Origin of the sequence: Rhodanobacter sp. LX-99, from assembly GCF_018599185.1 — a bacterium.
Lineage (GTDB): Bacteria > Pseudomonadota > Gammaproteobacteria > Xanthomonadales > Rhodanobacteraceae > Rhodanobacter.
In genome coordinates this window covers 498,280-519,482 of the sequence record NZ_JAHFVL010000003.1, presented here as the reverse complement: position 1 = coordinate 519,482, position 21,203 = coordinate 498,280, and the positions used below count along the sequence as shown (strand labels likewise).

At 66.5% G+C, this 21,203-nt stretch carries 16 protein-coding genes; 5 read left to right on the top strand and 11 right to left on the bottom strand.

What is annotated here, in order from left to right; genetic code table 11:
- Positions 1–5: 5 nt before the first annotated feature.
- Complete coding sequence (locus tag KK131_RS16410) at positions 6–911, top strand: hypothetical protein (protein ID WP_214557784.1); 906 nt, start codon at positions 6–8, stop codon at positions 909–911.
- 84 nt (positions 912–995) lie between these two features.
- On the opposite strand, the gene KK131_RS16405 is transcribed toward KK131_RS16410, so the two are convergent.
- The 5 genes from KK131_RS16405 to KK131_RS16385 form a co-directional block, all read right to left on the bottom strand.
- Positions 996–1,898, bottom strand: coding sequence for a DUF4097 family beta strand repeat-containing protein (locus tag KK131_RS16405; protein ID WP_214557783.1), 903 nt, complete (start codon positions 1,896–1,898; stop codon positions 996–998).
- A gap of 17 nt (positions 1,899–1,915) precedes the next feature.
- On the bottom strand, positions 1,916–2,371 hold the full coding sequence (locus KK131_RS16400) for a hypothetical protein (RefSeq protein ID WP_214557782.1): 456 nt from the start codon (positions 2,369–2,371) through the stop codon (positions 1,916–1,918).
- Complete coding sequence (locus KK131_RS16395; RefSeq protein ID WP_214557781.1) at positions 2,368–2,913, bottom strand: sigma-70 family RNA polymerase sigma factor; 546 nt, start codon at positions 2,911–2,913, stop codon at positions 2,368–2,370. The genes KK131_RS16400 and KK131_RS16395 overlap by 4 nt, the downstream gene beginning before the upstream one ends.
- 142 nt (positions 2,914–3,055) lie before the next feature.
- Positions 3,056–4,840 (bottom strand): phosphoenolpyruvate carboxykinase (GTP), encoded by a 1,785-nt coding sequence (locus tag KK131_RS16390; protein ID WP_214557780.1) that lies wholly within the window; start codon positions 4,838–4,840, stop codon positions 3,056–3,058.
- Positions 4,841–4,966: 126 nt separating this feature from the next.
- Positions 4,967–5,545, bottom strand: coding sequence for a TetR/AcrR family transcriptional regulator (locus KK131_RS16385; RefSeq protein WP_214557779.1), 579 nt, complete (start codon positions 5,543–5,545; stop codon positions 4,967–4,969).
- A 140-nt stretch (positions 5,546–5,685) separates the two neighbouring features.
- On the opposite strand from KK131_RS16385, the gene KK131_RS16380 reads away from it, so the two are divergent.
- The 3 genes from KK131_RS16380 to KK131_RS16370 are packed head-to-tail and all read left to right on the top strand — an operon-like array spanning position 5,686 to position 9,582.
- Complete coding sequence (locus KK131_RS16380) at positions 5,686–6,591, top strand: alpha/beta hydrolase (RefSeq protein WP_214557778.1); 906 nt, start codon at positions 5,686–5,688, stop codon at positions 6,589–6,591.
- Positions 6,592–6,600: 9 nt separating this feature from the next.
- Positions 6,601–9,051 carry an acyl-CoA dehydrogenase gene (locus KK131_RS16375; RefSeq protein ID WP_214557777.1) on the top strand — a complete coding sequence of 817 codons (2,451 nt, stop codon included), beginning with the start codon at positions 6,601–6,603 and terminating at the stop codon, positions 9,049–9,051.
- Between the two features lie 57 nt (positions 9,052–9,108).
- Complete coding sequence (locus tag KK131_RS16370; RefSeq protein ID WP_214557776.1) at positions 9,109–9,582, top strand: hotdog fold domain-containing protein; 474 nt, start codon at positions 9,109–9,111, stop codon at positions 9,580–9,582.
- 19 nt (positions 9,583–9,601) lie between these two features.
- Here the strand turns inward: KK131_RS16370 and KK131_RS16365 are convergent, their stop codons facing one another.
- The 6 genes from KK131_RS16365 to KK131_RS16340 all read right to left on the bottom strand — a co-directional run bounded on the left by KK131_RS16365 (position 9,602) and on the right by KK131_RS16340 (position 20,288).
- Positions 9,602–10,594 (bottom strand): diguanylate cyclase, encoded by a 993-nt coding sequence (locus KK131_RS16365; protein ID WP_214557775.1) that lies wholly within the window; start codon positions 10,592–10,594, stop codon positions 9,602–9,604.
- Positions 10,595–10,708: 114 nt separating this feature from the next.
- A complete protein-coding gene (locus tag KK131_RS16360) occupies positions 10,709–14,344 on the bottom strand; it encodes a response regulator (protein WP_214557774.1) in 3,636 nt (1,211 codons plus the stop codon).
- 112 nt (positions 14,345–14,456) lie between these two features.
- Positions 14,457–15,371 carry a type II CAAX endopeptidase family protein gene (locus KK131_RS16355; protein ID WP_214557773.1) on the bottom strand — a complete coding sequence of 305 codons (915 nt, stop codon included), beginning with the start codon at positions 15,369–15,371 and terminating at the stop codon, positions 14,457–14,459.
- A 52-nt stretch (positions 15,372–15,423) separates the two neighbouring features.
- Positions 15,424–17,025, bottom strand: coding sequence for a peptide chain release factor 3 (locus tag KK131_RS16350; RefSeq protein ID WP_214557772.1), 1,602 nt, complete (start codon positions 17,023–17,025; stop codon positions 15,424–15,426).
- 644 nt (positions 17,026–17,669) lie between these two features.
- Complete coding sequence (locus KK131_RS16345) at positions 17,670–18,803, bottom strand: hypothetical protein (protein ID WP_214557771.1); 1,134 nt, start codon at positions 18,801–18,803, stop codon at positions 17,670–17,672.
- 87 nt (positions 18,804–18,890) lie between these two features.
- Complete coding sequence (locus KK131_RS16340) at positions 18,891–20,288, bottom strand: M20/M25/M40 family metallo-hydrolase (RefSeq protein WP_214557770.1); 1,398 nt, start codon at positions 20,286–20,288, stop codon at positions 18,891–18,893.
- Positions 20,289–20,593: 305 nt separating this feature from the next.
- On the opposite strand from KK131_RS16340, the gene KK131_RS16335 reads away from it, so the two are divergent.
- Complete coding sequence (locus KK131_RS16335; RefSeq protein ID WP_214557769.1) at positions 20,594–21,160, top strand: manganese efflux pump MntP family protein; 567 nt, start codon at positions 20,594–20,596, stop codon at positions 21,158–21,160.
- Positions 21,161–21,203 lie beyond the last annotated feature (43 nt).

Sequence of the window (21,203 nt, the reverse complement as noted above, 5' to 3'; positions counted from 1 at the left end):
ATCGTATGCGCCGCCTGTCCGCCCTGCTGCTCGTCCTGCTGCTGCCGTTCACCGCGGCCGGGCAGTCTGTGGGCGACAGTGGCATGGCGCAGCGCCTGCTGGCGCAGCCGCCGGATCAGGTAACCGAGGTCGAACCCGGCATCATGGTGCCGTTGTGGCGTGGTGCCGATGGCCGCCTGTTCGCGCTCAGGGCGGATCGCAGCACCGGCGCCGAGGCCCTGCGCAAGAATGCGCCGCTGGCGTTGCGGGTGGTGGACGCCTCCACGGTGATGACGACCGGCGTGGAATACGGGCTGGGGCCGCGACTGCAGGCACACGCAGAGGTCAGCGAACATTCCTGGACGAATCCGGGCCTGCGCGTGCTCGGCAGCGAAGTAGGCGCCACCTATGACGCCGGCCGCTATAGCGTCGGTGTCAGCGTCGGCACCAATACCACGCCGAACAAGAACGTGTTGCCGCGCGTGCTGCCGGGCGCCGCGCCGGGCGTGGATGGCCTGTCCAGTTTCGACAGCAGCTCCCAGCTCAATGCGCATGGCCGGCTGGCCCTGGGCAACAAGAGCGGTATCGACCTGGGTGCCAGCGTGGGCCGCATCCACCTGCTGCCGGGCAACCTGCTCGGCATCGACACGCTGGACCAGAAGGCGCTGAGTTTCGGTGTCGACCACGGCCCGCTGAGCGGCGTGCTGATCGGCCGCACGATGCAGCCGCAGGCCGGCATTCCGGGTGGGCTCAATGCCGACCGCCGCTGGAACAGCATCGACCTGGGCGTGACCTGGCGCCTGCCGTGGCGCGGCTCGCTGAGCGTCGGTGCGCAGAACCTGTGGTCGTCCGGCAGCCCGGCGAATACGCCGGCGGGTCCGGAACCGGATCAGTCGCGCACGCCGTACGTGCAGTATCACCAGGATCTCTGATCGGCCGGGCCGTATTTCCGGCAGATCATGAAAACGCCGTCGCCATGCGACGGCGTTTTTCGTTTCGGGAAGAGTGGGCTGCGCTCAGTCCTGCTTGCGCACGCGCAGGTCGCCGCTGAAGGTCTCGATGTTGATCTTGCCGGCACCCGCGCCGAGGCGGACATCCAGCGAGCTGCCGGGGCCGTGCTCGGGTTCCTTCGGCGTGCCGAAATCGCTGCGCAGGTCGCCGCTGAAGCTGCTGGCGTGCAGGCTGGCGGAGGTGTTCGCAGGCAGTTGCAGCTGCACGTCGCCGCTCATGCTGTCGATGCCGATGCTGCCGCCGGCGGCCAGGGCGCCGGTGAGCTGCACGTCGCCGGATACCGTGCTGAGGGTGAGTTTCTGCCACGGCCCGCCGTTGGCCTGGATACGGCCGGAGATGGTCTGCAGTTCGACATCGCGACCCAGCGCCGGCGCCAGGATCTCGCCGCTGACGGTTTGCAGCGCGGCCTGTTCGGCATGCCCGGCCTGCTCGATGCCGCCGCTGACGCTATCCACCTTCAGCGAGGGCGTGCGCGCGTTGATGCGCGCCTTGCCGCTGACCGTATTGACCTGGATGCTGCCGCCGTCCATGCCGTCGATGACCAGCGGCGCGCTGATCACGTCGACGTCGAGCGAAGCCGCCTTGGGGACGTGCAGTTCCAGCGTGGTCGGCGCCATCTTGCTGTCGCCGCCCCAGTTGAACCAGCCGGAGCCGCCCTGCGGCTCGACCTTGATCTCCAGGTCGCCGTTGCTGCCGGTGATCGCCAGTGGCTTGGCGCCGTCGCCGAGGCGGCCGCTGACCTGCACTTCGTTGCGGTCCCACGCGATCACGTTCACCGTGCCGGCGGTATTGCTGATGCTGACACGGGCCGTCGGCGTGGCGTCATGGCGCAACTGGATCGGCGTGTCGGCGAGGGCCTGGCCGATGCACAGGCACAGCAGCAGAGGAAGGTAGCGGGCGGTTTTCATGGTCGTTCCTGGTGGTATCAGCCGGCCTGGTTGGCCAGTTGGCGCAGTTGCGTCTGTTGTTGTTCGGTGCGGCCGAGCAGACGCTGCAGTGACGGCGAATCCGGTGCCTGCTGGATCGCCAGCTGCAGCTCCATCTGCGCAGCGTCCAGTTCGATCGCGGCGCCGGCGAGTCGTGGGTCGGACGGCTTCCAGTTGCCGGAAGCCTTCGCGTGGCTGGCCACCGGCGTGGCCGTCGGTGTCTGCAGCACGCGCCAGCCGATGCCGCCGGCCAGCAGCAGCGAGGCGGCGAGGCTGGCGGCGACCAGCCAGCGCCGGCGATATGCCGGCCGAGGCTCGCGCAAGGCCGGGTTCGCGGGTGCCTGCGTGCGTTCGGCGTCTTCCAGTGCGGCGTCGATCGAGGCCCACAGGTCGCGCTGCGGCGTGAGCGGCTGGCGCAGGTCGCGCAGCTGTCGGCGCCATTCGAATTCGTTCATGAGCTTTCTCCCAATACTTTGCGCAGCAGGCCGCGGGCGCGGTGCAGTTGCGCTTTCGAGGTGCCGACGGCCATGCCCAGCTCGCTGCCGATCTCTTCGTGCCGCCAGCCCTCGATGTCGTGCAGTACCAGCACGGCGCGCGCGCGGGGCGGCAGCCGGCCGATTGCGCGTTCCAGTTCCTCGCGCTCGGCGGCGCAGAACGGTGTTTCGCCGGCGTCCTGCAGATGCTCGTCGTCGAGCGTGCTGACCGGGTCGGCGCCGCGGGCGCGGATGTCCATCAGCGCCACGTTCACAGCGAGACGGTACAGCCAGGTGCCGAACGCGCTCTCGTGGCGGAAGCCGGGCAGTTTCTGCCAGGCGCGGATGAACGCATCCTGGGTGAGGTCTTCGGCGCGGGCGTGGTCGTAGCCGGCGAGCCGGTACACCGCACCATGCACGCGACCCACGTGCAGTCGGTACAGCCGCTGGAACGCATGGCGATCGCCGGCGGCCGCGGCGCGCACGTCATCGCTGTCGTTGGCTCGCATCGAGGCGGGCGACATGGAGCTTCCAAGGGCAGGACAGGCGGCGATCATCTTGCCAGCTTGGATGCGGCGTTGCGCGAAAGGGTTTGAACGGCGGCCACGGCGGCGGGCCTGCAAATATCGCGGGCAGGTCGTGCTGGCCTGCCCGCGATCGGATGCCTCAGGAGGCGACGGCTTCGCGGTGTGCCTGGCCGGCGTCATCTTCCAGTGCCCGGGCCACGCGTTGCTGTTCCTGGCACAGGCGTTCGGGCAGGCGCGGGGCGAAGCTCTCGAGGTATTCGCCGATGGCGGACAACTCGGCCTGCCAGCCGGCATTGTCCACGTCGAGCAATGCATCGAGCCGGGCATGGTCGAGCTTGAGCCCGTCCAGCTTGAGCTCGCCCTCGCCTGGCAGGATGCCGATCGGCGTCTCGACGCCGCTGACGCGGCCTTCGGCGCGGTTGATCATCCACTCCAGCACGCGCAGGTTGTCGCCGAAGCCTGGCCACAGGAATTTGCCGTCGGCGCCCTTGCGGAACCAGTTGACGTGAAACACCTTCGGCAGCTTGGCGCCGGGTTTGTCGAACGCCAGCCAGTGCGCGAAGTAGTCGCCGTAGTGGTAGCCGCAGAACGGCTTCATCGCCATCGAATCGCGGCGCAGCACACCGACTGCGCCGGTGGCGGCGGCGGTGGTTTCCGAGCCCATCGCGGCGCCCATCAGCACGCCGTGGGTCCAGTCGCGCGACTCCATCACCAGCGGCAGCAGCGAGGGACGACGGCCGCCGAACACGATTGCGCTGATCGGCACGCCTTGCGGCGCCTCGGCTTGCGCCGACCATGTCGGGCACTGCTTCGCGCTGACCGTGAAGCGCGAGTTCGGGTGCGCGGCCGGGCCGTTGGCCGGGTCGTACGGACGCCCCTGCCAGTCGGTGACCGGCGTGCCGGGCAGGCCTTCCCACCACGGCTGGTTGTCGGCGGTGACGGCGACGTTGGTGAAGATGGTGTCGTGCGAAATGCTCTTCATGGCATTGTGGTTGGTGGCGTCGCTGGTGCCCGGCGCCACGCCGAAGAAGCCGGCCTCCGGGTTGATCGCGTACAGCCGGCCATCCGCGCCGGGGCGCATCCAGCAGATGTCGTCGCCGACCGTCCACACCTTCCAGCCATCGCGCAGGTAGCCTTCCGGCGGAATCAGCATCGACAGGTTGGTCTTGCCGCAGGCGGACGGGAACGCGGCGGCGACGTAGTGCGTTTCGCCCTGCGGATTCTCGATGCCCACGATCAGCATGTGTTCGGCCAGCCAGCCTTCGCTGCGCGCCTGGTTGCTGGCGATGCGCAACGCGTGGCACTTCTTGCCCAGCAGCGCGTTGCCGCCGTAGCCGGAGCCGTACGACTTGATCGACAGCTCGGCCGGGAAGTGCATGATCCAGCGACGTGCGGGATCGAGCTCGCCGACGGAGTGCAGGCCCTTCACGAACGAACCTTCGCGCTCGATCCGCGCCTGCGCGGCAGCGCCCATGCGGGTCATGATCTTCATGTTGGCGACCACGTACGGGCTGTCGGTGATCTCGACGCCGCAGCGCGCCAGCGGCGAGTCGATCGGGCCCATGCAGTACGGGATCACGTACATGGTGCGGCCTTCCATGCAGCCGTCGAACAGCCCGTCGATCTTCGCGTGCGCCTCGGCCGGGGCCATCCAGTGGTTGTTCGGGCCGGCATCGTCCTTGTCCGGATGGCAGACCAGGGTCAGTTGCTCGACGCGGGCGACATCGGAGGGGTTGGAGCGGTGCAGGTAGCAGCCTGGATGGGTCTGCTGGTTCAGCTCGATCAGGGTGCCGTCGGCCAGCATTTGCTGCACCAGGGTCTGGTATTCGGCGTCCGAGCCATCGCACCAGTGAATCTGCGCGGGGCGGGTCAGCGCCGCCGCCTGGTTGACCCACTGTTCGAGCGCTTCCAGCTTGCTGGCCATCGTGTCCTCTTGAGGTTTTCAGAAAAAGTGATCGGAAACGGTAGTTTGCGATCACTGGTATTGCAAGGTCCGCTGCAACAAGAACGGCGCCAGATGGCGCCGTCCGGGGACTTTCGGTGAGCCTGGTCAGCCCGGGATGAGGGTCGTGATCATGTGTTCGACGTAGGCGTCGAACTCTTCGTGGTTGAGCCGCGGCAGGCCCAGGGTGAAGTTCAGCTGCAGGAAACCGACGTAGGCGGCGTAGGTCAGCCGCGCCCGGTTCAGCGCCTGCACCGGCGCCAGGCCGGCCTCGCGGTAGGCGGTGGTGAGGAATTCCATCCGCCGCTGCGATACGCGCGCCATCACCGGCACCACCTGCGGATGATCGAGCGCCTTCAGCAGCGCGGCGTATACCCGGTGCGGCTGCAACTCGTGCGCAACCCGGCGGAACAGTTCGGGCAGGCGCTTGCGCGGGTCGCTGATCTGCTCGATCTGGCCCAGCACCTCGCGCTCGCCGTACTGCTCCCAGCGTTCCAGCGCGGCATGCAGCAGGGCTTCGCGGGTGCGGAAGTGCCAGTAGAAGCTGCCCTTGGTCACGCCCAGCTGGCGCGCCAGGGCTTCCACGGCGAGTGCGCCGACGCCGTGTTCGGCAATCAGCTGCAGGGCGGCAAGTTCCCAATCCTCGGCCGACAGGCGGGTGCGTTCTGGCTTGCTACTGACATTCATGTGCGTATGGTAGCCACACCCCGTGCATTTGTAATGTGTGGCGTCCATCTGCCTGAGCAACCAGGCAATTTGTTGTCCGGTCGGGGGATGCGCGGCGGTGTGGTTGACGGCGCTTGTCGAGGCAATCCATACTCATCCGTATGGTCAACCATGTCCACGCTTCCGCTGCGATCAACCGCTTTCCCGTCGCCGACCTGAGCCTGGCGGTGGAGACGCTTCGCCCCGAAGGCAGTCCGGCGCTGCTGTTCGCGCATGGTTTCGGCCAGACCCGCGGCGCCTGGAACGGCACGGCGGCGGCGCTGGCGCAGGCCGGTTGCCGCTGCGTCACGTTCGATGCGCGCGGCCATGGCGAGAGCGACCGGGTGGCTGGCCGTGGCTACCACATGGACCAGTTCGCGGACGATCTGCTGCGGCTGGCCGCGGCGCAGCCGCAGCCGCCGATCCTGGTCGGCGCCTCGATGGGCGGCCTGCTCGGCATCGTGCTGGCCGGCGAGGTGCGCCCGTCGCCGTTTCGCGCGCTGGTGCTGGTCGACATCACGCCGCGCTGGGAAACCGCCGGGGTGGAACGCATCCTCGCCTTCATGCAGGCGCACCCGGATGGTTTCATGAACTATGCCGACGCGGCCGAGCAGATTGCTTCCTACCTGCCGCAGCGGCGCGAGCGCAAGAGCGAACAGCAGTTGCGCCCGCTGCTGCGCGAAAGTGCCGACGGCCGGCTGCGCTGGCACTGGGATCCGGCCCTGCTGGCCGGCGACCTGGTGCAGGAAAGCGAGCGCTACCAGCCGCGCCTGCAGGCCGCCGCCACGAAGATCGACGTTCCCGTGCTGCTGCTGTCGGGTGCGCGCAGCGACGTGGTGTCGCGCGCCACCGTCGACGAATTCATGCAGCTGGTGCCGCATGCGCGGCATGTGGAACTGCCGCACGCCACGCACATGGTGGCGGGCGACGCGAACGACGCATTCACGCGCGAAGTCGTGCGCTTCGTGCAGAGTCTTGATCCATTACCCGCCGACCGGCAACTCGCCGGCGCCGCTCAATCGCAATGAGGTGTTGAGATGTCCGTGATACTGACCCTGCTGGCGGCGCTGATTGCTTCCGGTGCCTGCGCCTATCACCGCAGCAGCCTGCGCACCTGGGCGATCGCCACGATCGTCGCCACGCTGGTGGTCGGGCTGCTGGCCCATGCGCCGTGGACCACGGCGATCCTGTTGATCGTCGAGCTGGCGATCGCGCTGCCGCTGCTGCTGGTGGATTTCCGCCGCAAGCAGATCAGCCTGCCGCTGCTGAAACTGTTCGCCAGGGTCACGCCGAAACTGTCGGAGACCGAGCAGACCGCGCTGGAGGCCGGCACCGTCGGTTTCGAGGGCGAGCTGTTCTCGGGCAAGCCGGACTGGCACGAACTGCTGAAGCAGCCGAAGCCCGAACTGAGCGTGGAGGAGCAGGCCTTCATGGACGGCCCGGTGGAAGAGCTGTGCGGGATGATCGACGACTGGCAGATCACCCACGAACTGGCCGACCTGCCGCCGAACGTGTGGGACTTCATCAAGAAGAACCGCTTCTTCGGCATGATCATCCCGAAGCAGTACGGCGGCCTGCAGTTCTCCGCGCTGGCGCATTCGGCGGTGCTGCAGAAGCTCAACAGCATGTCGGCCACGGTGGCCTCGACGGTGGCGGTGCCGAACTCGCTGGGGCCGGCCGAACTGCTGCTGCATTACGGCTCGGATGAGCAGAAGAACCATTACCTGCCGCGCCTTGCAGTGGGCGAGGAGATTCCCTGCTTCGCGCTGACCGGCCCGTACGCCGGGTCCGACGCCACCTCGATCCCCGACGTGGGCATCGTCTGCAGGCAGGTGGTCGACGGCGTCGAGACGCTGGGCATCAAGCTCACCTTCGACAAGCGCTACATCACGCTGGCGCCGGTGGCCACGGTGGTCGGCCTGGCCTTCCGCATGTACGACCCCGAGCACCTGCTCGGCGACGAGGAAGACCTCGGCATCACCCTGGCCTTGCTGCCGCGTACCACGCCGGGGCTGGAGATCGGGCGCCGCCACTTCCCGCTGAACATCCCGTTCCAGAACGGCCCGATCCGCGGCAAGGACGTGTTCGCGCCGCTGTCGGTGCTGATCGGCGGCCCGCAGATGGCCGGCCACGGCTGGCGCATGCTGGTCGAATGCCTGTCGGTGGGCCGCGCGATCTCGCTGCCGTCGAACGCCACCGGCGGCATGCGCGCCTCGGCGCTGGCCACCGGCGCATATGCGCGCATGCGCAAGCAGTTCGGCCTGGCGGTCGCACGCTTCGAGGGCGTCGAGGAAGCGCTGGCGCGGATCGGCGGCCTCACCTACGCCACCGCCGCGCTGTCGCGCGCCACTGCGGCGGCGGTCGACCGTGGCGAGAAGCCGGCGGTGCCGTCGGCGATCGCGAAGTACCACGCCACCGAATGGGCGCGGCAGATCGCCGCCGACACCATGGACGTGCACGGTGGCAAGGCGGTGCAGCTCGGCCCGAAGAACTACGCCGGCCGCGGCTGGTCCAGCGTGCCGATCGCGATCACGGTGGAAGGCGCCAACATCATGACGCGCAGCCTGATGATCTTCGGCCAGGGCGCGATCCGCTGCCATCCGTACGTGCTGAAGGAAATGCAGGCGCTGTCGATCGCCGATCGCGGCGAGCAGCTGAAGGCGTTCGACCGGCTGCTGTTCGGCCACATCGGCTTCGGCATCTCCAATGCGGTGCGCAGCTTCGCGATGGGCCTGAGCGGTGCGCGCATCGGCGAGACCGCCGGCGACGCCTACACCCGCCGTTACTATCGCAAGCTCGATCGCTACTCCGCCGCGCTGGCGCTGTGCGCCGACGTGTTCATGGGCGTGCTCGGCGGCAAGCTGAAGTTCAAGGAGAAGCTGTCGGCGCGCCTGGGCGACGTGCTGAGCTACCTGTACATCGCCAGCAGCATGCTCAAGCAGTACGAGGACAACGGGCGGCCGGAAGCCGATCGTCCGTTCCTGGCCTGGGGCTTCCATGAGTGCATGTGGCTGATCCAGAACGCGCTGGACGGCGCGATCCGCAACTTCCCGGTGCGCCCGGTGGCGTGGCTGCTGCGCGCCTTGGTGTTCCCGCTGGGCCGGCGCGAGGTGCCGCCGTCCGATCGCCTGGGCCGCCGCGTCGCCGCGCTGCTCACCGCGCCGAACGAAGCGCTCGATCGTCTCACCAGCTGGGTCTACACCACGCCCACGGCGAACAACACGATCGGCCGGATGAAGGCGCTGCTGCCGGACGTGATCGCCGCCGAGCCGGTCGACCGCAAGTTCGGCAAGGCGCTGAAGTCCGGCCAGTTCACCTCGCACGACTACCTGGGCCAGCTCGCCGAGGCGCAGCAGGCCGGGGTGATTTCCGAGGCCGAGGCCGACCTGCTCAGGCGCGTGCGCGAAGGCGTGTTCGAGTTCATCTCGGTGGACGACTTCGAGACTGACGAGCTGCGCGCGTTCAAGACGCGGGCGGACGCCGCGTAAATCGAACCGACCGACCGGCCTGCCTTGCGGGCCGGTGCTTTTCCCGGAGGGCAATCGATGAGTGCTTCGGTGTTGTCGCTGTACCGCCGCATCACCCGCTGGCCGGCGGGCCACTGGATCTTCTCGCGCCTGGTCTGCCTCAAGGCGCCGTATTTCGCCACGATCGCGCCGCGCTTCGTGGCGCTGGCGCCGGGCCGCTGCGAAGTGCGCATCCGTGATCGGCGCCGCGTGCATAACCACATCGGCACCGTGCACGCGATCGCGCTGTGCAACCTGGCCGAGCTCAGTGCCGGGGTGATGACCGACGCGACCATCCCGGCCGACATGCGCTGGATTCCCAAGGGCATGAGCGTCGAGTACCTGAAGAAGGCGGTGGGCACGATGCACGGCACCGCTACCCCCGAGCTGGCCACGCCAGCCTCCCGTGGCGGCCACGAGTGGCCGGTCAGGGTCGAGGTGGTGGACGGCGCGGGCGAGACGGTCTTCCGTGCGCGCGTGCTGATGTGGGTGTCGCCGCGCAAACGCGATTGAACGCGTTGCCTGCGGGCGTTCAGTCTGCCAGCACGCAGCGGTTCTTGCCGCCGCGCTTGGCTTCGTACATGGCACGGTCGGCTGCCTGCATCAGCCGTTCGTCGGCGTCGGGGTATTCGTTCGGCCGGTAGCGCGCGATGCCGATGCTGGCGCCGACGCGCACCTCGATCAGGTGGCCGTCGACGCCCAGCGCATAGGGCTCGCCCAGTGCCGCGCACAACTTTCCGCACAGTTGCAGCGCCAGCTGCGGATCCTCGATATCCTCCAGCACCAGCGCGAACTCGTCGCCGCCCAGCCGGGCCACCGTATCGTTGCTGCGCAAATGTGCCGACAGCCGTGCGGCGATCTCCTGCAGCAAGGCGTCGCCGGCGGCATGGCCATGGTTGTCGTTGACGTGCTTGAAACCGTCGATGTCGATGCAGGCCAGCGCGAACTGGCTGTGATGGCGGTTCGCGCGCTGGACCGCGCCGTGCAGGCGGTCGTGGAACAGGATGCGGTTCGGCAGGCCGGTCAGGGCGTCATGGTGGGCCTGATGGCGCACCATTGCCTCCATCAGCTCGCGCTCGGCGATCTCCTGGGTCAGTTGCTGGTTGCGCTCGGCCAACTCGTCCAGCGCGTGCTGCAGCTTGGCGCGCGCCGCGTACAGCTCCAGGAACACGCGCACCTTCGACTGCAGGATCACGTCGTTGATCGGCTTGGCAATGTAGTCCACCGCGCCGGAGCGGTAGCCCTTGAGCCGGTTCATGTCGTCGGCGTAGGCGGCGGTGACGAAGATGATCGGGGTGTCGCGCAGGCGCTCGGCTTCGCCCAGCAGGGCGGCCACTTCGAAACCGTCCATGTCGGGCATGTTGACGTCGAGCAGGATCAGCGCGAACGCGTGATCCAGGCACAGCGCCAGCGCCTCGTTGCCGCTGCGCGCCTCGAACAGCTGCGCGCCGCTGTTGGCGAGCAGTCGGCGCATGGCGACCAGGTTGGCGGCGGTATCGTCGACGACCAGGATTTTCGGCGGCATCGCGTTCATGTCGGTGGCGAGGCGGTTGTCCTGGCCCTACCTTAACCGTTGCCGGTCGTCGCCGGCGTGAACGGCTGCACCATCCCGTCAGGTTTGACCGAGGCGGCACGGTGCTCAGCGCTGCAGCCACACGCGCATCAGCGCCGCCAGCTTGTCGGTGTCGATCGGCTTGGGCAGGTAATCGCTGGCGCCCATCTCCAGGCACTTCTCGCGATCGCCGCGCATCGCCTTGGCGGTCAGCGCGACGATCGGCAGGCCGGCGAAATGCGGTTGTGCGCGGATCGCGCGGAGGGTTTCGTAGCCATCCATGCCCGGCATCATGACGTCCATCAGCACCAGTTCCGGCGCTTCGTTCTCGGCCAGCATCTTCAGCGCCCTGGGCCCGTCCTGCGCCATGCTTACCTGAAGTCCCCAGCCGCGCAGCACCTTGGACAGCGCAAACAGGTTGCGCATGTCGTCATCCACCAGCAGCACGCGATGGCCGGCCAGCTCGCCACCTGCCGCCGCTTCGGCAACGCTCCGGGGTGGCTCGCGCCGGATGCTGTGCAGGAAAACGCTGACCTCGTCGAGCAACCGCTCGGTCGAGCGCGCGCCCTTGAGCACGATGGCGTCGGCGTACTGGCGCAGCTTCAGGTTCTCCTCGCGGCTCAGTTCGCGGCCGGAATACACCACCACCGGCGGCACGCCCTTGCCGGTCTGCGCCAGTTGCACCAGCAGTTCGAGTCCGGACATGCCGGGCAGGCCCAGGTCGAGCACGATGCAGTCGTAATCCGTAAGTGCGATCTTCTCCAGCGCGTCCTCCGCCGAGTTCGCTTCGTCGATCTGCAGCTTGTCGCTGCGCAGCATGACATGCACGGCGGCGCGCGAGTCGGCATCGTCGTCGACGATCAGCAGGTGCTGCTGCCCGGCGGCGGAATGCAGCAGGCGCTCGAGTGCCAGGCCGATCGATTCGCGGCTGACCGGCTTGGTCAGGAAGCCCACCGCGCCGCGCTCCAGCCCGCGCGTACCGCCGTCGTCGACCGAGATGAAGTGCACCGGGATCGCCCGCGTGGCGTCGTCGGCCTTGAGCCGGTCGAGTACGCTCCAGCCGTCCATCACCGGCAGCGAGACATCCAGCAGGATGCCGGTGGGGCGGTGCTCGCGCGCCAGCTGCAGGCCCGATGCGCCATCGCCGGCGGCCAGTGCGCGATAGCCCTTGCGCTGGATCATGTCGATCAGGATGCGAGCGAAGGCAGGGTCGTCCTCGATCACCAGGATCGTGGTCTGATCCGGCGGCAGCGCGTCGCGGTCATCGTCGATCGGCTTCGGCGGCAGATACGGCGAGGCGGCCCGGCTGAGCCTGGTCGTGCTGGCGCGTGGCACGTCTTCAGCGAGCCCGGACGCCGCCGGCGGCATTTCCGGCAGCAGCACGGTGAAGTGGCTGCCATGGCCGCTCTCGCTGCGCAGCACGATATCGCCGCCCAGCAGTTGCGCCATCCGTTGCGAGATCGCCAGGCCCAGCCCGGTGCCGCCGAACTGGCGGCTGGTGCCGGCATCCACCTGCTCGAACGCGTTGAAGACGCGCTGGAACTTGTCCTGCGGAATGCCGATGCCGGTATCGCTCACCGTCATCGCGATCAGCGGTTGACCATGGAGCGTATCGGGGATGTCGACGTCGCTGCCGGGTCGGCCGATACGCAGGCTCACCGCGCCATCGGCGGTGAACTTGAACGCGTTGCTGAGCAGGTTGTTGGCGATCTGCTCGAGCTTGTTGCCGTCGGTGCGCAGGATCGGCGGCAGGCCAGGTTCGATGTCCAGCGTGAAGTCCAGCCGCTTTTCCTCGGCCACATGCGCGAACGTGCGCCGAAGCCGTCGCCCCAGCTCGGCCAGCGCCAGGTCGTCGATCACCAGTTCCATCTTGCCGGCCTCGACCTTGGACAGGTCGAGGACGTCGTTGATCAGGTGCAGCAGGCTGTTGCCGGCGTCGTGGATGATCCGCGCCGACTCGATCTGTTCCTCGTCGAGGTTGCCGGTGTCGTTGTCGGCCAGGCTGCGCGACAGGATCAGCAGGCTGTTCAGCGGCGTGCGCAGTTCATGCGACATGTTGGCCAGGAACTCGGACTTGTACTGGCTGGCGCGCGCCAGCTCGGCGGCCTTGTCGGCAGTTTCCTGCTGCAGGTCCTCCAGCACGTATTTCTGCCGGTTCAGGCTGTCGGTCTTCTCGCGCAGTTCCTCGTTGGACGCCTGCAGCTCCTCGGCCTGCACGCGCAGCTCTTCCTCGGAGGCGATCAGCCGCGCGGACTGTTCCTCCAGCTCGGCCGTCTTCGCCTGCAGTGCCTCGTTGCTGTCGCGCAACACCTCCTTCTGCTGGCGCATCACCAGTTCGGACACGCGCAGGTCGTCGGCCTGTTCCTGCGTCTGCAGCAGCAGGTCGTGCGTGCTGATCGCGCGGTTGAGGTTCTCCAGGGTCAACGCCACGATCGGCAGAAGTTCGTCCAGAAGCTGCCTCTGCTGCGTGGTGAGCGGCGCGAAGCCGGCCAGTTCCAGCACGCCGATCAGGGTGTCGCGGTAGAGCACGGGCAGGATCGCGACATGGCGTGGCAGCGCCTCGCCGCTGCCCGAGTCGATGTGCAGGTAGTTCTCCGGCACGTCGTCGAGCATGATGGGCTTGCGTTCGATCGCGCACTGGCCCACCAGTCCTTCGCCGGGCAGGTAGTGATCCGCCGTGCGGTTGCTCAGGCGCAGGCCGTAGCTGCCCAGCAGATCGAGGCGATGGCGCGCGTCGTCGAAGGAATAGAACAGCCCTACGCCGGCCTTGCACAGCGGCACCAGTTCGCTGGCCAGCCATTGCGCGAAATCCTTGTGCGTGGTGGCCTGCAGCAGCACGTGCGAAATGTCCGACACGCGGGACCGGATCCAGGTCTGCGTCTCGGTGTCCAGCGACATCTGCTTGAACACCTGCAGCGCGCGGGCGATTTCGCCGACTTCGTCGCGGCGGTCGAGCCGGCGGATCTCGAAATCGTGATCGTGATTCGCCAGCCGCGTCATCATGTCGGTAAGCCGGCGCAGCGGCCGGGTCACCAGTTGCGAGGTCAGCCGGATCACGGCGATGCCGAGCAGGAGCCCGAGCAGGATCGCGAAGATGTTGATCCACTTGGTGGTGACCAGGGCGCTGTCGAGCTGCCGGTTGCGCGCTGTTAGCAACTGGTTTTCCTCGGTCACCATCTGATCGATGACGGCGTACAGGTCCTCGCTGCGAACCGTGCGGTTCGCCAGATAGCTCGACTGGATGTGCTGCAGTTCCAGCGCCCTTGCTGTCGTATCGGTGTCCTTCAGCCGGTTGATGGCGTCGATCGCGTTGGCCTTCATCTCGCGCTGCCACTGGGTGGCCATCTTTTCCAGCGAGTCGATGCGCAACTGCTGCAGATGATTGTCGGCGGTCATCTGACGCAGGTGGGCGATGCGTCCGTGCAGGTCGCTGGTGCCGCTGTCGAACATCGCCCGCTGGTCGGTGCGTTGCGTCAGCATGTACCCGCGCGCACCGATCTGGCTGGTCTGCAGGGCACGCTGCGCATGATCGAGTTCGAGCAGTACCTGGTAGGTGTGCGTCGCCCAGCGGCGATTGCTTTCCTGCTCGCGCAGCGAGTGCAGGGTGACCAGGCTGGTCAGCAGGAACAGGCCCAGCAGCAGGCCGATCGCCAGCATCATCTTGCGCTGTATCGGCTGGTCGGCCAGCCATGAATTCTTTTTCGGGCGGACAGGTTGCTGCATGCGGGTCACCGCGGCTCGGTAGGCGGTCTGTTCCGCGACCGCCGGATCGGCGACCGCGCCGTCGACAGGGTAGCCGGTGCCGTCGCCGAACCATAGCCGGCCACGCCGTGGTTCAGCGGCGCCTGAACTGCTGCCATGGCCGACATGGCGCCATCGAGCCGCGCCGCAGCGCGACGATCAGCAAGGCCAGCGTGCACAGCGAGCACAGGCCCAGCGCGACCACCGACGCCTCGGCGCCGAACACGCCGCCGCTGAGCCAGTCCGGCCCGCTGCGGGTGGAGACCAGCCAGCCGTCGGCCGGGGTGCCGGAGACCGGGATGCCGTAGATCGTGCCCTGGGCGAAGTTCCACGCCGCGTGCAGGCCCATGCAGATCGGCAGCGAGCGGGTCAGGTGGTAGACCATGCCGAACAGCAGGCCGGCCTCGATCGCGATCGCCGCCGAACTCCACAGCGTGGCGCCGGGGTTGCCGACGTGCGCCGCGCCGAAGAACAGTGCCGAGACCAGCAGCGCCCACCAGCTGCCCAGGCCTTCCTCGACGATGCGGAACAGCACGCCGCGGCAGATGATCTCCTCGCCGATGCCGGCGCCCAGTCCCACCATCAGCAGGGCGGGTACCCATGGCGCATCCGGGTTGGTGCCGGTGACGTGATAGCTGCCGAGCAGGTACAGCACGCCGACCACCGCGCTGAACAGCAGCAGGCCGGCGGCCGTGCCGATGGCGCCGTCCGGCAGCAGCCGGCGCGGCGCCAGTTCGGTGAGCCGGCGGCGTTCCACCAGCCGCACCAGCAGCAGATAGGCAAGCAGCGCCGGCACGGCGCGCATCAGGAACTGTGCCAGGCCGTGGATGGTGGCCGGGGCATCCTTGCCGAGCCAGCCCAGCGCATGCATCAGCGCGCCGGTGGCAAAGCTCAGCGCCATGAACAGCAGCACGAAGATCACGATCCGCGCCAGCGGCGAGAACAGCAGCCAGCGCATCCAGCGTGGCGCATCGGGCGGCATGGCGAAGGCGATGGCCTGGTCGTGCATGTTTGGGTCCCCCGGCAAAGACCCGCACGTTAGCAGCGGTGTCGCGTTGCCGCTACAGCTCCACCGCCGCCGCATGCTCGCGCGTATTGGCGAAGCGCACCTGCGGCCAGCGCTCCTGCGCCAGCTGCAGGTTGACCCGCGTCGGCGCGATGTAGACCAGCTCGCCGGCGCCGTCGATGGCCAGGTGCATCGCGTTCTTCTCGCGGAACTCGGCCAATTTCTTCTCGTCGTCGCAGTGCACCCAGCGCGCGGTGGTCACCGTCACCGGCTCGAAGCTGGCGTCGACGTTATACTCGTCCTTCAGGCGGTAGGCGACCACCTCGAACTGCAGCACGCCGACCGCGCCCAGGATCAGGTCGTTCGACATCAGCGGGCGGAAGAATTGGGTGGCGCCTTCCTCGCTCAATTGCGCCAGGCCCTTCTGCAGCGCCTTCATCTTCAGCGGATCGCGCAGGCGCGCGCGGCGGAACAGCTCGGGCGCGAAGTTCGGGATGCCGGTGAACGTGACCAGTTCGCCCTCGGTGAAGGTGTCGCCGATGGTGATGGTGCCGTGGTTGTGCAGGCCGATCACGTCGCCCGGGTAGGCCGTCTCGACGATCTCGCGGTCGCTGGCCATGAAGGTCAGCGCGTTGGCGATGCGCACTTCCTTGTTGGTGCGCGTCTGGATCATCTTCATGCCGGCGTTGTAGGTGCCCGAGCACACGCGCATGAACGCCACCCGGTCGCGGTGCGCCGGGTCCATGTTGGCCTGGATCTTGAACACGAAGCCGGAGAGCTTCTCTTCCTCCGGCTGGATCTCGCGCGTGGTGGTGGCGCGCGGGCGCGGCGACGGCGCGTGTTTCACGAAGAAATCCAGCAGCAGCTGCACGCCGAAATTGTTCACCGCCGAGCCGAAGAACACCGGCGTCTGCCGGCCGGCCAGGTATTCGTCGAGATCGAACGAGGGCGCGGCGCCCTGCACCAGTTCGAGTTCCTCGCGCAGCTCGCGCATCGCATCAAAGCCGATCTTCTCGGCCAGGCCGGGCGCGTCGAGGCCCTTGAAGATGGTCGAGTCCTGCCGCGTGAAATTCTTGCCCTGCTCGAAGATGTGCACCTCGTCCAGCGCCAGGTGGTACACGCCCTTCAGCCGCTTGCCCATGCCGATCGGCCAGGTCAGCGGCGCGCAGGCGATGCCCAGCACCGACTCCACCTCGTCCAGCAGCTCGATCGGCGAGCGGCCCTCGCGGTCGAGCTTGTTGATGAAGGTCATGATCGGCGTGTCGCGCAGGCGGCACACTTCCATCAGCTTGATCGTGCGTTCCTCGACGCCCTTGGCGCAGTCGATCACCATCAGCGCCGAATCCACCGCGGTCAGCACGCGATAGGTGTCCTCGGAAAAATCCGCGTGCCCCGGCGTGTCGAGCAGGTTGACGATCTTGCCATCGTACGGAAACTGCATCACCGACGAGGTCACCGAAATCCCGCGCTCCTTCTCCAGCGCCATCCAGTCCGAGGTGGCGCTGCGCGACGTCTTGCGACTCTTCACCGAGCCGGCCATCTGGATCGCACCACCGAACAGCAGCAGCTTTTCGGTGAGCGTGGTCTTGCCCGCGTCAGGGTGGCTGACGATGGCGAAGGTGCGGCGGCGGCGGGTTTCTTGGAGATGAGAGAGCATGGAGGCGGGTCGGCGGGAACGCGAACCGACAATTATAGCGTGGATCGGGGTGGGGGCTTGCCCCTTTTCCGCGGCAACCAGCTCGCGACTCCGTTGTAGGAGCCCGCTCGCGGGCGATGCTGTTGCCTTTTGATTTGATGATTCAAAGCGAAGAGCTTTCGTGCGCCTGCGGCGCCCGAGGTACTTTCTCTTTGCGTGGCCAAAGAGAAAGTAACCAAAGAGAAAGGCTACCCCGCTTGGCGCTTGCCGGGCTCCTGCCCGGCAAGTCCGTGAGCCGGGGCCGGGCTTTTCGAGCGGGCATCGTGCCCGCGCGAAAAGGCGAGCCCATCCATGGACTCGCCCGCTGCGCGGCCTGTCGTCCCTGACTCACCGCGGCATAGGGGCCCTGAGTTGAGCAGCGCGCCACTTTGGCGCGCCCTCGCTACGCGATCGCAGCGCGGTGGCGGAAGAGCCGATCGCCAAAGCCAGTGTTTCGAACGCCATTCACGAGTATGCGAATGACTCACTTTGGACAGAAGCAGTTCACTCCGACCCAAGTTCTCCCCCCAGCGCCCTCCGGTCCGGGGTGGCATGGCGCGCGTTCTGGCGGCTCTTCATGTTGTCCGTCATCTGGATCGCACCGCCGAACAAGAACCACTTTTTGGTCAGCGTGATCTCGCCTGCGCCGATGGCGACGGTGCGGTGGCGGGTTTCTTAGAAATGGATGGGCATGAGGTGCAATCTAATTGAGCGTTAATGGGCGTTTGTAGCTTGAACTGGCCAGCAAGCTTCTCGCTCTTGGCGCCCCCGATTGTCGGAACTGGGGTCATCGAGAGCTGCTGCTTGATTTTTACCAGAACGGTTGGAAAGTATGCGGCCAGTGTCAGAGTAATGATTAGTACAAGTGCCCATTTAAGGCCGTCCGAGAGAACTTTGCCAAGTTCTGAGATAAAGGTGTCCGTAAATTTGGAAATGGTACTGGCATTGAGACCAGTTGAGCGGCTTAAATCATATTTGTAGACCTTAGCAAGAATGGCGGCTGGTGAGAACTGAATGGACTTATCCCCAAGCCATTTGTTATCTATTAATCTTGAAAGGTCGGCATAAGTTCCCCCGTCAGTCGAGGCTAGCAACTTCTTCTCACATGTATGACAGATGCTGCCTACTAAAATTGCTATTCGGGCATCGGGTTGGTGATCGTCATAGTCCCAAACGCAGCCTCTGGTTGGGTAGTGTGACCCTATCTCATTCGTGAAAGCGAGCCTCATTGTTAGACGTTGAACAGAAAAAAGAACGTAGTCAAGTGCGGAGACAGGCTTGAAGAAATACTTCCATTTCGCCGTGCTGATCAAGCCAATATCTTCATTTGTAAATGATATAAATCCACCTTCTATTGGCGTGTCCGTAATTATTATAGACGGACAATCATCTACATCATATGTATTATTTGATATCTTAAACCATGCATCATAATTGCACAGTGCATTTTTACAAATGCTGAACCAGCTCTTGTACGGCAATTCTTTTTTAAAGGCCGGCTCTTCGCGATAGTCGATACGAGCGAGTAGTTTTCTGTCTGCCCACCTGCTGAGAGGCTTTGGTAAGTACCCTAGCCATAGCAGTAACCTGCCAACCAGTCCTTTTGGAGCGCCGTGTGCTTTTTGACCAAAGATCCAGAAGTGATATATCTCAAATTGGACTGCCTTTTGCACAGAGTTCTGCGAGAGCAACAGATACGACGCCGCGGCTGTGTCTAATGATGGGCAGCCAATAAAAAATATACGTATTCTCTTGGGCATGGAGCTTCAACGTCCGAATACAGTCCGATTACGAGGTAAAAAGCGGAGTGGGGATAACTTAACCAGTAGAGCCATGGAAACGAAGTTTCACTTCGCTAACTGCATCAGCACCCGATGCCAGAACTCCAGCCCCGCCTCGACCTCCGAAGCCGGCAGCTTTTCGTTGAGCCCGTGGGCGAAGGTGTCGTCGGGTTTGGTGAACGCGGCATCGATGCCGTAGCTGGGGACGCCGGCGTTGCGGAAGTACATGCTGTCGGAGGCGCCGGCGGACATGCCGGGGACGACTTCCACGCCGGGGAAGCGGGCGTGCACGGCGTCGGTGACGGCGGCGATCACGTCCTTTCGCAGCGGCGAGGCGGGGCTGGCCACGGGTGGCGGCGGCAGCACGGTGACGGTGGCGGATTTGTCGTTGATCACCTTGACCAGGGTGTCGCGCACGCTCTCGACCGGCGTGCCGGGAAAGATGCGGCAGTTGATGTTGACGCTGGCGCTTTGCGGCAATGCGTTGAGCGCGTGGCCGCCGTTTAGCATGGTCGCCACGCAGGTGGTGCGGATCTGGCCGACGTAGGCGGGGTCGGCGGAGATGGTGGCTGCGGCGGCGGCATCGTCGGGGTGGGCGGCGAAGCGGGTCATCGCCGCGCCCAGCGGGCCGGGCGTGTGGGCGCCGAGCGCACGCAGCGAGGCGAGGGTGATCTCGTTGCTCTGCGGCGGAAACTGGTAGCCGGCGACGCGGTCGATGACGCGCGCCAGCCGATAGATCGCGTTGTCCGTGTTGGGTTCGCTGGAGTGCCCGCCGGCCGAGGTCAGGCTGATCCGGAAGTCCGCGTAGGTCTTCTCTGCGGCCTGGATCTGGTACAGCGCGGGCTTGCCGGTTTGGGGGTTCAAGGTGCCGCCGCCGGCGTCGGCGTTGAGCAGGAATTCGGCGTCGTGATAGCGCTTCGCCAGCTCGCGGGTCGAGGCCATGGTGGTCTCCTCGTCGCCGGACAGCAGCAGGATCAGGTCGTGGCGTGGCTTGAAGCCTTCGCGCTTGAGCCGGATCAGCGTCTCGACCAGCACCACCACCGCGGTTTTCATGTCGGCGGTGCCGCGGCCGTAGAGGTAGCCGTTCTCCTCGATCAGGGTGAACGGGTCGCGGGTCCAGTCCTTGCGCTTCGCCGCCACCACGTCCATGTGTCCGGAAAGCAGGATCGGCTTGCCTTCGCCGGTGCCGCGATAGCGCGCCACCAGTGCGGCGGTTTCGCCCACCGGGATGATCTCGACGTCACTGGCGGCAAAGCCGCCGGCCTTGAGCTTGTCCGCGAGATAGGCGGCCAGCACCGGCACCTGGCCCTGGCCCTCGACCGTGGGGATGCTGACGGCGTGCTTCAGCATGGCCATGGTTTCGGGTAGCGCCTCGGCGGCGGTGCCGGCGTGGGCCGTGCCGATGCCGGCACAGAAGACCAGCGTGGCCGCCGCGGCGGGCCCAAGTGCTCGTGGTGCTCTCATGTGAGATCCCCTGTGCATGTCCTGAACGAAATCCGAGTATGCGCGGTGACCCGCGTGCCTGCATATGCCGGGTTGGCTGCGCCATCGTGCTAACCTTGCCGCCGCGCTGGCGGTCATGCCGGCAGCGCGACACCCCTTGGGGAGTAGCCTGCCTCGTCCCGACGAGGCGTCTTCGTCAACATGCTCGGCTTGTCCTGCCGTGGCGAAGACACCGATCCTGGTTGGCGAGACCAACGGCTGACGGCGCCACGGCGGTGGGGCGCGCCGTCGTGCCGTTGCGCCTTGCCCGACCGACCCGGCTACCCATGAATCCCATCTCCATCCTGCTGCTCGGCTTTGCCATGTCCACCGACGCGTTCGCGGCGGCGATCGGCAAGGGCGCCGCCATGAGCAGACCGCGGCTCAGCCAGGCGCTGCGCGCCGGCTTGATCTTCGGCGTGATCGAGGCGATCACGCCGGTGATCGGCTGGCTGCTGGGCAAGGGCGCCTCGCGCTACATCGAGGCCTGGGACCACTGGATCGCGTTCGGCCTGCTGCTGGCGCTGGGCCTGCACATGATCTGGAACGGATGTAAGCCGGACTCGGACGAGCCGGTCGACGAGGCGAGCAAGCACGGCATCGTCGGCCTTGCCATCACCGGCCTGTCCACCAGCATCGACGCGCTGGCGGTGGGCGTGGGGCTGGCCTTCGTCGACACGCCGATCGCCGTGGTGGCCGTGGTGATCGGCCTGTGCACGTTCAGCATGGTCACGCTGGGCATCATGCTCGGCCGCGTGCTGGGCGCGATGGTCGGCAAGCGCGCCGAGGTGATCGGCGGCATCATCCTGATCGGCGTGGGCGCGGTGATCCTGTACGAGCACCTTTCCGCGTGACGGGCGCCCCATGAAAAACCCGGGGATCGCTCCCCGGGTTCCA

Bases quoted from the DNA above. Each gene is read 5' to 3' on its own strand.
- KK131_RS16360 (WP_214557774.1), bottom strand. From the start codon at position 14,344: ATGCAGCAACCTGTCCGCCCGAAAAAGAATTCATGGCTGGCCGACCAG.
- KK131_RS16335 (WP_214557769.1), top strand. From the start codon at position 20,594: ATGAATCCCATCTCCATCCTGCTGCTCGGCTTTGCCATGTCCACCGAC.
- KK131_RS16405 (WP_214557783.1), bottom strand. From the start codon at position 1,898: ATGAAAACCGCCCGCTACCTTCCTCTGCTGCTGTGCCTGTGCATCGGC.
- KK131_RS16390 (WP_214557780.1), bottom strand. From the start codon at position 4,840: ATGGCCAGCAAGCTGGAAGCGCTCGAACAGTGGGTCAACCAGGCGGCG.
- KK131_RS16345 (WP_214557771.1), bottom strand. From the start codon at position 18,803: ATGCCCAAGAGAATACGTATATTTTTTATTGGCTGCCCATCATTAGAC.
- KK131_RS16365 (WP_214557775.1), bottom strand. From the start codon at position 10,594: ATGCCGCCGAAAATCCTGGTCGTCGACGATACCGCCGCCAACCTGGTC.
- KK131_RS16395 (WP_214557781.1), bottom strand. From the start codon at position 2,913: ATGTCGCCCGCCTCGATGCGAGCCAACGACAGCGATGACGTGCGCGCC.
- KK131_RS16380 (WP_214557778.1), top strand. From the start codon at position 5,686: ATGGTCAACCATGTCCACGCTTCCGCTGCGATCAACCGCTTTCCCGTC.
- KK131_RS16385 (WP_214557779.1), bottom strand. From the start codon at position 5,545: ATGAATGTCAGTAGCAAGCCAGAACGCACCCGCCTGTCGGCCGAGGAT.
- KK131_RS16370 (WP_214557776.1), top strand. From the start codon at position 9,109: ATGAGTGCTTCGGTGTTGTCGCTGTACCGCCGCATCACCCGCTGGCCG.
- KK131_RS16350 (WP_214557772.1), bottom strand. From the start codon at position 17,025: ATGCTCTCTCATCTCCAAGAAACCCGCCGCCGCCGCACCTTCGCCATC.
- KK131_RS16375 (WP_214557777.1), top strand. From the start codon at position 6,601: ATGTCCGTGATACTGACCCTGCTGGCGGCGCTGATTGCTTCCGGTGCC.
- KK131_RS16340 (WP_214557770.1), bottom strand. From the start codon at position 20,288: ATGAGAGCACCACGAGCACTTGGGCCCGCCGCGGCGGCCACGCTGGTC.
- KK131_RS16410 (WP_214557784.1), top strand. From the start codon at position 6: ATGCGCCGCCTGTCCGCCCTGCTGCTCGTCCTGCTGCTGCCGTTCACC.
- KK131_RS16400 (WP_214557782.1), bottom strand. From the start codon at position 2,371: ATGAACGAATTCGAATGGCGCCGACAGCTGCGCGACCTGCGCCAGCCG.
- KK131_RS16355 (WP_214557773.1), bottom strand. From the start codon at position 15,371: ATGCACGACCAGGCCATCGCCTTCGCCATGCCGCCCGATGCGCCACGC.